At 37.8% G+C, this 10,503-nt stretch carries 9 protein-coding genes; 5 read left to right on the forward strand and 4 right to left on the reverse strand.

Annotated features, from left to right (window positions below):
* Positions 1–17: 17 nt before the first annotated feature.
* Positions 18–1,322, reverse strand: a complete 1,305-nt coding sequence (locus ACFSFY_RS05775; protein WP_381536229.1) for an AAA-type ATPase lid domain-containing protein — start codon at positions 1,320–1,322, stop codon at positions 18–20.
* Between the two features lie 142 nt (positions 1,323–1,464).
* Here ACFSFY_RS05775 and pruA point away from each other — a divergent pair, with 142 nt between their 5' ends.
* The 3 genes from pruA (at position 1,465) to ACFSFY_RS05790 (ending at position 5,597) form a co-directional block, all read left to right on the forward strand.
* On the forward strand, positions 1,465–3,009 hold the full coding sequence (pruA, locus tag ACFSFY_RS05780) for an L-glutamate gamma-semialdehyde dehydrogenase (protein ID WP_381536230.1): 1,545 nt from the start codon (positions 1,465–1,467) through the stop codon (positions 3,007–3,009).
* A gap of 66 nt (positions 3,010–3,075) precedes the next feature.
* Positions 3,076–4,266, forward strand: a complete 1,191-nt coding sequence (locus ACFSFY_RS05785) for an ornithine--oxo-acid transaminase (protein ID WP_381536231.1) — start codon at positions 3,076–3,078, stop codon at positions 4,264–4,266.
* An 86-nt stretch (positions 4,267–4,352) separates the two neighbouring features.
* The gene (locus tag ACFSFY_RS05790) at positions 4,353–5,597 is read left to right on the forward strand and encodes a Glu/Leu/Phe/Val family dehydrogenase (protein ID WP_381536232.1); all 1,245 of its coding nucleotides are present in this window, start codon (positions 4,353–4,355) and stop codon (positions 5,595–5,597) included.
* A 45-nt stretch (positions 5,598–5,642) separates the two neighbouring features.
* Here ACFSFY_RS05790 and ACFSFY_RS05795 read toward each other — a convergent pair whose 3' ends face one another.
* Positions 5,643–5,879: a DUF378 domain-containing protein gene (locus ACFSFY_RS05795; RefSeq protein WP_381536233.1), complete on the reverse strand. Its 237-nt coding sequence runs from the start codon at positions 5,877–5,879 to the stop codon at positions 5,643–5,645.
* Positions 5,880–5,996: 117 nt separating this feature from the next.
* Between ACFSFY_RS05795 and ACFSFY_RS05800 the strand changes: the two genes are divergently transcribed.
* The gene (locus ACFSFY_RS05800) at positions 5,997–7,160 is read left to right on the forward strand and encodes an iron-containing alcohol dehydrogenase (protein ID WP_381536234.1); all 1,164 of its coding nucleotides are present in this window, start codon (positions 5,997–5,999) and stop codon (positions 7,158–7,160) included.
* 44 nt (positions 7,161–7,204) lie between these two features.
* Here ACFSFY_RS05800 and ACFSFY_RS05805 read toward each other — a convergent pair whose 3' ends face one another.
* Positions 7,205–8,209, reverse strand: a complete 1,005-nt coding sequence (locus tag ACFSFY_RS05805) for a cation diffusion facilitator family transporter (protein WP_381536235.1) — start codon at positions 8,207–8,209, stop codon at positions 7,205–7,207.
* Between the two features lie 12 nt (positions 8,210–8,221).
* Positions 8,222–8,944, reverse strand: a complete 723-nt coding sequence (locus ACFSFY_RS05810) for an MgtC/SapB family protein (RefSeq protein WP_381536236.1) — start codon at positions 8,942–8,944, stop codon at positions 8,222–8,224.
* Positions 8,945–9,052: 108 nt separating this feature from the next.
* Between ACFSFY_RS05810 and ACFSFY_RS05815 the strand changes: the two genes are divergently transcribed.
* Complete coding sequence (locus tag ACFSFY_RS05815; RefSeq protein ID WP_381536237.1) at positions 9,053–9,955, forward strand: DMT family transporter; 903 nt, start codon at positions 9,053–9,055, stop codon at positions 9,953–9,955.
* The last annotated feature ends 548 nt before the right edge of the window (positions 9,956–10,503 follow it).

A 10,503-nucleotide genomic window follows, 5' to 3' on the forward strand; every position in this document is an offset into this window, starting at 1 on the left:
GCGAATATGCCTTTTCCTCATTTTTTTAATTTTCGTAGACGATATTGTAAGCTCTGCCTACTCATACCGAGTGCACTTGCGGTTTTCGTTATATTATTATCATGGATTTTCATAGCTTTTTCTAAGTAATAAACTTCAGTTTCATGTAAAAAACGGTCGAGAGGTAGTAATTCTTTTTCCGCATGGACGATGAAATCAGTTATTACATTTGGTTTATTACCAATGTTGCTGCTTTTCATACGGAAATGAAGAGGAAGCATGTCAAATGTAATCACATTCTCTGTAGTCGTTAAGGAAGTCGTTTCATCGAGTAGCAATTCAAGTTCACGCAAATTGCCTGGCCATTCGTATTGTTGGAATAGGTCTTCAACTTCGGTAGATAAACCTTCCATAACGGAGCCAAAACGTTCGTTTCTTAGTGCTAAATAAGAGGTGGTGAACGGTAAAATATCCTCCCTCCGTTTCCGTAATGGTGGGATGCGGATTGTAAATGAGGAAAAGAAGTAATACAAATCTTTTAGAAGAGTCCCCGAAGCAATCAATTCAACAGGGTCATCCCCAATACTCGCAATAAACTGTCTGTTACCTTCAGAAAGCTTAATAAGTTCTTTCAAAAGTTTTTGTTGTAGTGGAATCGATAGTAGATCGATTCTTTCACAGAAAATCGTATATAATTGATTGTTTTCTAAATCCTCTACAAGACGTTGTATTAAAAGAGAATCAGAATTATGACAATGGAGAGTATAGAATAGACCAGTGGTTGGAAATAATTCATTGTGTATGCTTTCGGCGATTAAATCTTTTCCAGTACCGGTTTCCCCAATCAATAATACAGGAAGCTTGGCATTTGTAGCTTTTTTGGCTGTACTAATAACAGTTTTCATTGAAGGTGATTCCGCAATAATTTGGTTGAAGGTCGCAGGGAAACTATTCTTACGATAGGATTGCTGGATCTTTTCTAAAACGGTAACGTCGCGTGCAAGTTCCACAGCGCCAACTAGCTCATCTTTATCATAAATAGGATAAGTATCGTTTATCGTTGTTATTTCTATACCATTTCTGTTCCAATATGTTTGTTTTACATTTAATAGTTCTATACCTTGTTGTAAAACTTTTAACAAAGTACTTTCTTCTTGGTCTAATTTAAACAACTCAAGAATCGATCGATCTTTAATGTCCTCAAGGCTTAGACCTTCAATTTCTTTCATTTTTTGATTGTAAATTATGGTTTTTCCATCCTTGTCAACAGCGTGAATACCTATCGTTGCTTTGTCGACTGTTATCGAATAGAAAGGGAGTAAAAGTCTATTTGTATTCTTCATTAAATTCACCGTCCGAAAAAGTTTTATTAGTATTTAGTAAATAATACTTGATTAACGCAAAGGTCTTTTGCTATATTATATAGGTAACCAAATACAAAGTGCAAATATATTTTGCGTCTAAAATTAAATGAGGAGGAATTTCATGATTCCATATAAGCATGAACCATTCACTGATTTTACAATTGAGGAAAATAAGAATGATTATCTTAAGGCACTAAAACAAGTAGAAGAATATCTAGGACAAGACTATCCACTTATTATAGGTGGAGAACGCATTACTACTGAAGGCAAGTTGGTATCAACGAATCCTGCAAATAAAGAAGAAGTTATCGGACGTGTTTCAAAAGCGAGCCGTGATCTTGCTGAAAAGGCAATGACTATTGCAGACGAAACATTCAATACATGGAGAAAAGTAAAGCCTGAATTCCGTGCAGATGTTCTATTCAAGGCAGCTGCTATTGTTCGTCGTCGTAAACATGAGTTTTCTGCATTGTTAACAAAAGAAGCAGGTAAGCCATGGAACGAAGCGGATGCAGATACAGCTGAAGGAATTGACTTCTTGGAGTATTACGCACGTCAAATGCTTGATTTAAAAGAAGGAGTACCTGTTGAAAGTCGTCCTGGGGAATACAATCGTTTTGACTATATTCCTTTAGGCGTAGGTGTAGTTATTTCACCTTGGAACTTTGCATTTGCGATTATGGCTGGAACTACAGCAGCTGCACTCGTAACAGGAAACACTGTTCTACTAAAACCAGCATCTACAACACCTGTAATTGCTTATAAATTTATGGAAGTACTTGAAGAAGCTGGAATGCCAGCAGGTGTAGTAAATTACATTCCTGGATCAGGTTCTGAAATTGGAGATTACCTTGTAGATCACCCAAGAACTCGTTTTGTTTCATTCACAGGTTCACGTGAAGTTGGAACTCGTATTTTCGAACGTGCTTCTAAAGTGAACGAAGGACAAATTTGGTTGAAACGTGTAATCGCTGAAATGGGCGGAAAAGATACAATGGTAGTAGATAATGATGCAGATTTAGAACTAGCTGCACAATCTATTGTTAAATCTTCATTCGGATTTAGTGGACAGAAATGTTCTGCTTGTTCACGTGCAGTAATCCATGAAGACGTATACGACCAAGTTGTTGCTCGTATTGAAGAACTTACTAAAGAATTGACATACGGAGATCCAACAGATGATACGAACTTCACTGGACCTGTTGTCGATCAAGCTGCATTTGATAAGATTATGGGCTATATCGAAATCGGTAAAACAGAAGGTCGTCTAATTGCTGGTGGAGTTGGCGATGATTCAAAAGGATTCTTCATAGCTCCAACTGTAATTGCAGATCTTGACCCTATGGCAAGAATTATGCAAGAAGAAATATTTGGCCCAGTTGTTGCTCTTGCTAAAGCGAAAACATTCACTGAGGCAATCGAAATTGCTAACAATACAGATTACGGTTTGACTGGTGCGGTAATTACGAACAATCGCTTCCATATTGAACAAGCACGCGAAGATTTCCACGCTGGAAACCTATACTTCAACCGTGGTTGTACTGGTGCAATTGTTGGATACCAACCATTTGGTGGCTTCAACATGTCGGGTACAGATTCAAAAGCGGGCGGACCTGATTATTTACAGTTGCATATGCAAGGTAAAACTACTTCAGAAACACTATAATAAAAAACAGGTAAAGCAGGCACATCGTATAGATGTGTCTGCTGCCTAAATTAGGAGGAATCGTATATGACAATTTCAGACAAAGTAATAGCGCAAACAAACCAGTATGGTGCAAATAACTATCATCCACTTCCAATCGTTATCTCAGAAGCTGACGGTATTTGGGTAAAGGATCCAGAAGGAAATAAATATATGGATATGCTTGCTGCTTATTCGGCAGTAAACCAAGGACATCGTCACCCGAAAATTATTCAAGCCCTAAAAGATCAAGCAGATAGAGTTACACTAACTTCACGTGCGTTTCATAACGACCAACTTGGACCATGGTACGAAAAGATTTGTGGTCTAGCTGGTAAAGATATGGCACTTCCGATGAATACAGGTGCTGAAGCTGTTGAAACAGCAGTTAAAACAGCACGTCGTTGGGCTTATGATGTAAAAGGTGTTGCTAAGGATCAAGCTGAAGTCATTGCTTGTGAAGGAAACTTTCACGGTCGTACGATGACAGCTGTATCTTTATCATCTGATGAAGAATACAAACGCGGCTTTGGTCCAATGCTACCTGGAATTAAACTTATTCCATACGGCGACATTGCAGCACTTGAGGCGGCAATTACTCCAAATACGGCTGCATTCCTAATTGAGCCTATTCAAGGAGAAGCAGGAATTTTAATACCATCTGAAGGATTCATGAAGGCTGCTAGTGACCTATGTAAAAAGCATAATGTTTTATTTATTGCAGATGAAATTCAAGCAGGTTTAGGTCGTACAGGTAAAATGTTTGCATGCGAATGGGAAGGCATCGAGCCTGATATGTATATCTTAGGTAAAGCTTTGGGCGGAGGAGTATTCCCGATTTCTTGTGTACTTGCTAATAAGGATATTCTTGGTGTATTCAATCCTGGATCACACGGTTCAACTTTCGGTGGAAATCCAATGGCTTGTGCAGTATCAATTGCTTCACTTGAAGTCTTAGAAGACGAAGAATTAGCAAATAACTCACTAGAGTTAGGAAATTATTTCATGGAAAAACTTAAGGAAATTAAAAATCCGATGATCAAAGAAGTTAGAGGTCGTGGATTATTTATAGGTGTTGAGCTTACAGAAGCGGCACGTCCTTATTGTGAGCAATTAAAAGAACATGGTCTACTTTGTAAAGAAACGCATGATACTGTGATTCGTTTTGCACCACCTCTTGTAATAACAAAAGAGGAAATTGATTGGGCATTGGAGAAAATCAAAATAGTTTTAGGTTAAGTAGGTAGTATTCTTCCAATAACATAGCGGAATATGCTATAATATGACCGAAGTAAACAATTATGAATCAAAGAGGCGAAAATCAATTGACTGAAAACCTAAATCTATTTACGTCGACGCAAGTAGTCATTAAAGAGGCGCTCGAGAAGCTTGGATATGACGAAGGAATGTACGATCTACTTAAAGAACCAATTCGTATGGTAGAAGTTCGCATACCTATTCGTATGGACGATGGAAAAATTAAGGTGTTTACGGGTTTCCGTGCACAACATAATGATGCTGTTGGACCGACAAAGGGTGGCGTTCGTTTTCATCCTGATGTGACAAGAGAAGAAGTCATGGCGCTTTCAATGTGGATGACTTTAAAAGCAGGAATTGTAGACCTTCCGTATGGTGGAGGTAAAGGTGCGATTATTTGTGATCCTCGTGAAATGTCAATGGGCGAACTTGAGCGTTTAAGTCGTGGTTATGTTCGTGCGCTGAGCCAAGTAATGGGACCTGCAAAAGATATTCCAGCACCGGATGTTTTTACAAATGCGCAAATTATGGCATGGATGATGGATGAGTATAGTAAAATTGATGAGTTTAACTCACCAGGATTTATTACTGGGAAACCAATAGTGCTTGGTGGTTCACAAGGTCGAGATCGCGCAACTGCTGAAGGAGTTACAATTATTATCGAAGAGGCTGCAAAACGTCGCGGAATCGATATGAAGGGCGCACGTATTGTTATTCAAGGATTTGGTAACGCAGGAAGCTTCCTATCTAAATTCCTTCATGATGCAGGCGCTAAAGTAATTGGTATTTCAGATGCATATGGTGCTCTTCATGATCCTGAAGGTCTTGATATTGATTATCTATTAGATCGTCGTGATAGCTTTGGAACTGTAACAACACTGTTTGATAACACTATTTCGAATGCTGAATTACTTGAATTAGATTGTGATATACTAGTTCCAGCTGCAATAGCAAATCAAATTACTGAAGCAAATGCACATAATATTAAAGCAACAATTGTAGTAGAAGCTGCAAATGGACCAACAACTGCAGAAGGAACTAAAATTCTTACTGACCGTGGTATCCTTCTCGTTCCAGACGTTTTAGCAAGTGCTGGTGGTGTAACTGTATCTTATTTTGAGTGGGTACAGAACAACATGGGATATTATTGGACTGAAGAAGAAGTTCGTGAAAGAATGACTAAGAAAATGGTTGATGCATTTGAGAACCTTTATTCAATGGCAACAACTCGTAACATAGATATGCGTCTTGCTGCATATATGATTGGCTTGCGCAAAACTGCAGAAGCTTCTCGTTTCCGTGGTTGGGCATAAATAATAAAAAAGACGTTTCCCTCTTAACAAGGGAAACGTCTTTTTTTATACTTCTTTCGGTGTTTGAATTTCTATTGCTTCTCGGTTGCGAAAATCATCGAATAATAATCCAAGATTTAAAAGTCCTGAAACACCAATTAGAATGTAAACAAGTCTAGCAAACGGTTCTCTATAGCCACCAGCCAATTCAGCGACTACATCAAAGCGGAAGACACCGACAAGTCCCCAATTCAATGCACCGATGATTGTCAGTGCAAGAGCAATTTTATGAATTGTCCCCATATTATGCACCTCCATTACTACTATTCCCAAGTAGTTTAAATTCATACAAAAATCCTTTATTTTTGCAAAAGTTATTAGAAATACGGATAATGGTATTAAATTGAAGGAGGAGTTTTTATGAATGATTTTACATTTCAAAATCCAGTAAAACTTATTTTTGGAAAAGGACAAATTTCGAAACTAATTCAGGAATTACCCCAATATGGAAAAAGAGTTCTTGTAGTATATGGCGGTGGAAGTGTTAAACGAAGTGGTCTATATGAAGAACTCAATACAATTCTAAATGACATCGGAATGGAAGTTCATGAACTAGCAGGTGTTGAACCAAACCCGCGCGTTTCAACAGTGCGTAAGGGTGTAGCGATATGTAAAAAGGAAAATATCGATGTATTGCTTGCGGTAGGTGGAGGATCTGTTATAGATTGTACGAAACTCATTGCCGTAGCTTCCAAGTATGATGGAGACGCATGGGACTTTGTTAGTAAAAAAGCATTTCCGACAGATGCACTGCCTTTTGGTACTGTTTTAACTCTTGCTGCTACGGGTTCTGAAATGAATGCGGGTTCTGTTATTACAAATGAAGAAACTCAAGAGAAATATGGTTGGGGAAGTCCGCTCAGTTTCCCGAAGTTTTCAATTTTAGATCCAACGTATACTAAAACAGTTCCGTTAGATCAAACGATATACGGGATAGTTGATATGATGTCTCATGTTTTGGAACAGTACTTTAATGAAGCAACTAATACTCCGGTACAAGACGAAATGTGCGAAGGTGTTCTTCGGGCAATTATAGAAAACGGTCCGAAACTCATTGAGAATTTGGAAGACTACAGCCTTAGAGAAACAATTTTATTCGCAGGTACAATGGGGCTGAACGGTTTCTTGAAAATGGGCTACAATGGAGATTGGGCAACACATGAAATTGAACATGCGGTATCGGCGGTTTATGATATTCCCCATGCAGGAGGATTAGCAATTTTATTCCCTCAATGGATGCGTTATAACGTTAAAGTCAATCCTGAAAGATTCGCCAAACTTGGAGTGAAAGTTTTCGGGGTGAATCCGGAAGGGAAAACTGCAGAACAAATTGCTAACGAGGGAATCGATCGTCTTGCATCATTATGGAAATCGATGGGTGCTCCGGAAACGTTTGCGTATTATAATATAGATGATTCAAATCTTGAGTTGATGGCAGAAAAAGCTACAGTCAACGGTAATATTGGGAGATTTGCAAGTTTAGATAAAGAAGATGTTTTATCTATACTTCGCCTTTCTCTATAAATAAAGAAATGCCACAAGGGAATTAACTCCCATGTGGCATTTTCTTATTCAGGAAATTTTGCACTGTGTTCATTGAGAGTAGTATTCGTATTGGATCCAGTCCATGTTTTAATACCGTCATCTTCATCAAAGGATATCATAACATCTTGAACACCTCTTTGGTTTAAAATGATTTGCATTAATCGGTCACGAATATCATCAATATAAGCTACTGTGTGAGTTGGAGCAACTTCGATAACGAGTTCAACGTGTAGGAATTCACCTTCTTTAACAACCTCGATTCGTTGGATATCCAATACGTCTGCGTCAACAGCTACTATATGTGCAATATGATTAAGCATTTCTTCATCGGTTTCTCCAATTGCGCCCCTGGCATTTTCTAGGAAAACTTTCCCTACTACATAAAACATCATTAAACCAATCATAATGGAAGCAATTCCTTCTGCTGCAAGAAATCCTAAGAAGTGTGCGATAAGAACTGCTGAAAATGCAAGTATACCACCAGCCGTTGCGACTAAGTCTTCCATAAATACCAACTTTGTTGCCGGTTTAGCCCGGTCTAAGTGACTAAAGCTAGAAGTAATCGGTGCAAGTAACCCTTTTTGTTCAATGCCGGCTTCATGAAGCACTTCTTTACCAGCTTTATAAAGGACAAAGAATTCGAGAAGGATAGCGAAACCGAGCACAGATAAATTGATATAAACGCCGCCGGACACGATTGGATTGAGTACGTGATGCCAACCTTCTTTAATAGCCTCATAAGACATTATGGCTACAATTATCACCGCACCAAGGCAAACTAAGTTCACGATTCTTCCAAAACCATTGGGATATTTAGGAGTTGGTGCTTTTTTTGATAAAGCAGAACCGATATAAACAAAAAATTGGTTTGCTGCATCACCGAATGAATGCAACATTTCCGCAAACATAGCAACATTACCTGTTAGGAAGAATGCGACTGCTTTTAATACACCTATAATAGTATTGACAACCCCGGCAAGTAAGGATGGTTTGTTTCCGTCTTTTAGTAGTATTAATAGTTCCTTCATATGATTCCTCCATTAAGTAAAAAATTCTATTTCAACTGATTCTACATAAGGTAGTGCTGTTAATTCAAGATATAATTGGGATGTGGGTTTTTTTGTAACAGCTGCAAGGCGGAATCCGAGCTCATGTGTTACATGATCCTTGTTTGTGACAACTTGTTTAATGCGTAAATTCTTGATAGTCATGTTTTCTGATTTTAATAGCGAGATAAGTTCTTCGATTTTTAGTTTATCAAGAACACTGATAGTGAAACTTGCTTCACTTGAACGAAGTCTTTTAGGACCGTATTTAGTTAGAATAGGTGATAGAATTTCAATTACAAATATAACACTTAAGACGGTAAATGCTGCTTCAATATAAAACCCTGTCCCAACAGCAATTCCGATGCTAGCTGCGCCCCAAATCATAGCTGCTGTTGTTAATCCGGTAATATTGTCGTTATCCCTTCTTAGAATCGCACCAGCACCAAGAAAACCGATACCACTTACAATTTGTGCTGGTAATCGGAGAGGATCCATAGTAATATTTATCTCCTCGTTAGCTGTAAAATGATAAGCTGCTTCTATAGAGACAATTGTTAAAAGGCAGCTAAAAGTTGCAATAACGGCACTGGTTTTTAAACCGATTGGCTTTTTCTTGATTTCTCTTTCAACGCCAATAACCAAACTTAAAGCGAGGGCTATTAACAGTTTAATGAATATTTCTGGGTACGCGGCTTCATTTGCAATCCATTCCATCATTATCCCCCCTGTAGCACTATAGTAAACATGAATGTTATACTCTCTATTATATTACCTGGAAAGCTAAATTAGTAACTAAATTGGACAGAAAGAGATGATGCTAAAATGGAACAACCTAAGATTCACCCTTACATACCAATAATGATCGGAGTAATATCAGTAGCCTTATCGGCGATATTCGTAAAGTTAGCAACAGCCGATGCCGGTGTCATTGCTTTTTATAGAATGTTATTTTCGATATTAATAATGCTTCCTTTCTTTTTAATAAAATACAGAAAAGAAGTATTTCTATTAAGCAAGAGAGATTGGGTCTTTTCAACAATTGCTGGTGTATTTTTAGCCTTCCATTTTATACTTTGGTTTGAATCGTTAAACTACACTTCAGTTGCAAGCTCGACGGTATTGGTAACACTACAACCGATCTTTGCATTTGCCGGTACATACTTCTTCTTTAAAGAAAGGTTATCCGTAAAAACAATCTTATCAGCAGTCATCGCAATTCTAGGCAGCGTGATTATTAGTTGGGGCGATTTCAAATTAAGCGGTACAGCATTTTTTGGAGATATGTTAGCTCTGATTGCGTGTGCACTCATAACAACTTATCTTCTTTTTGGACAAGATGTACGTAAGAGACTTTCACTTGTTACATATACTTTTATAGTTTATTCAATAAGTACTGTTACATTGTTTTTTTATGTTCTTATAAAAGGTGAATCATTTGGTCCTTATCCAAACTCAGAATGGTTTTGGTTTCTTATGTTAGCAATCATTCCAAATTTATTAGGACATACCTTTTTTAATTGGGCACTTAAGTGGGTAAGTACCAACGTAATATCAATCGCTATTCTCTTTGAACCAGTGGGGGCTTCTATCTTGGCGTATTATGTTTTTAAAGAAACGCTGGTAACATCACAAGTAATAGGGGGTTTAATAGTAATTTCAGGGATTTTATTGTTTGTAATCGACCTAGAAAAAGTAAAGAATAAACTATTTTCAAAAAAGACTTGATTTTATACTGCACTATGGGGTATATTATTACTTGTCCTCACAGAGAGGCAAACAACAACTTCGAAAAAGAAATTTGGAAAGTTGTTGACAACATAAGTAAGAAATGTTATATTAGAGAAGTCGTCGTAACGAAGAGGCGAACTAATAAAAACAAATGAACCTTGAAAACTGAACAGCAAAACGTCGATAGATTTTTCGAACTCGATACACTTCGGTGTGGAGAGTATAAACGTTTCTAAGTAAACTGATTTCCGTCAGAAGAACAGAAACAACCAGAAGGATTGAATTTCAATCCTTCGACATGACATCATTGAAGAATGGTTTTATTATTCTTTTAGAAGAATAAAGTACATTCTTCTCTAATGCCAGCATAGAAACTAGAGCTATTCAAGTTTCTGTAATTTCTCTGATGGCTGAGATGTAGTTCAGTGCTAGGAAACGAGCGCACGAAGGAGGGAGCGTACTTTTGGGTACGTGACCGACTGAGTAAGCGAAGTTGACAACGCAATGCGCTGCATATCAGACTTCAGATATTATGGAGAGTTTGA

This window comes from Sporosarcina siberiensis (assembly GCF_042681925.1).
In the GTDB taxonomy this organism is placed as follows: domain Bacteria; phylum Bacillota; class Bacilli; order Bacillales_A; family Planococcaceae; genus Sporosarcina; species Sporosarcina siberiensis.

Excerpts from the sequence above, each read along its gene's own strand:
- ACFSFY_RS05775 (WP_381536229.1), bottom strand. The coding sequence starts at position 1,322 with ATGAAGAATACAAATAGACTTTTACTCCCTTTCTATTCGATAACAGTC.
- pruA (WP_381536230.1), top strand. The coding sequence starts at position 1,465 with ATGATTCCATATAAGCATGAACCATTCACTGATTTTACAATTGAGGAA.
- ACFSFY_RS05785 (WP_381536231.1), top strand. The coding sequence starts at position 3,076 with ATGACAATTTCAGACAAAGTAATAGCGCAAACAAACCAGTATGGTGCA.
- ACFSFY_RS05795 (WP_381536233.1), bottom strand. The coding sequence starts at position 5,879 with ATGGGGACAATTCATAAAATTGCTCTTGCACTGACAATCATCGGTGCA.
- ACFSFY_RS05800 (WP_381536234.1), top strand. The coding sequence starts at position 5,997 with ATGAATGATTTTACATTTCAAAATCCAGTAAAACTTATTTTTGGAAAA.
- ACFSFY_RS05805 (WP_381536235.1), bottom strand. The coding sequence starts at position 8,209 with ATGAAGGAACTATTAATACTACTAAAAGACGGAAACAAACCATCCTTA.
- ACFSFY_RS05810 (WP_381536236.1), bottom strand. The coding sequence starts at position 8,944 with ATGGAATGGATTGCAAATGAAGCCGCGTACCCAGAAATATTCATTAAA.
- ACFSFY_RS05815 (WP_381536237.1), top strand. The coding sequence starts at position 9,053 with ATGGAACAACCTAAGATTCACCCTTACATACCAATAATGATCGGAGTA.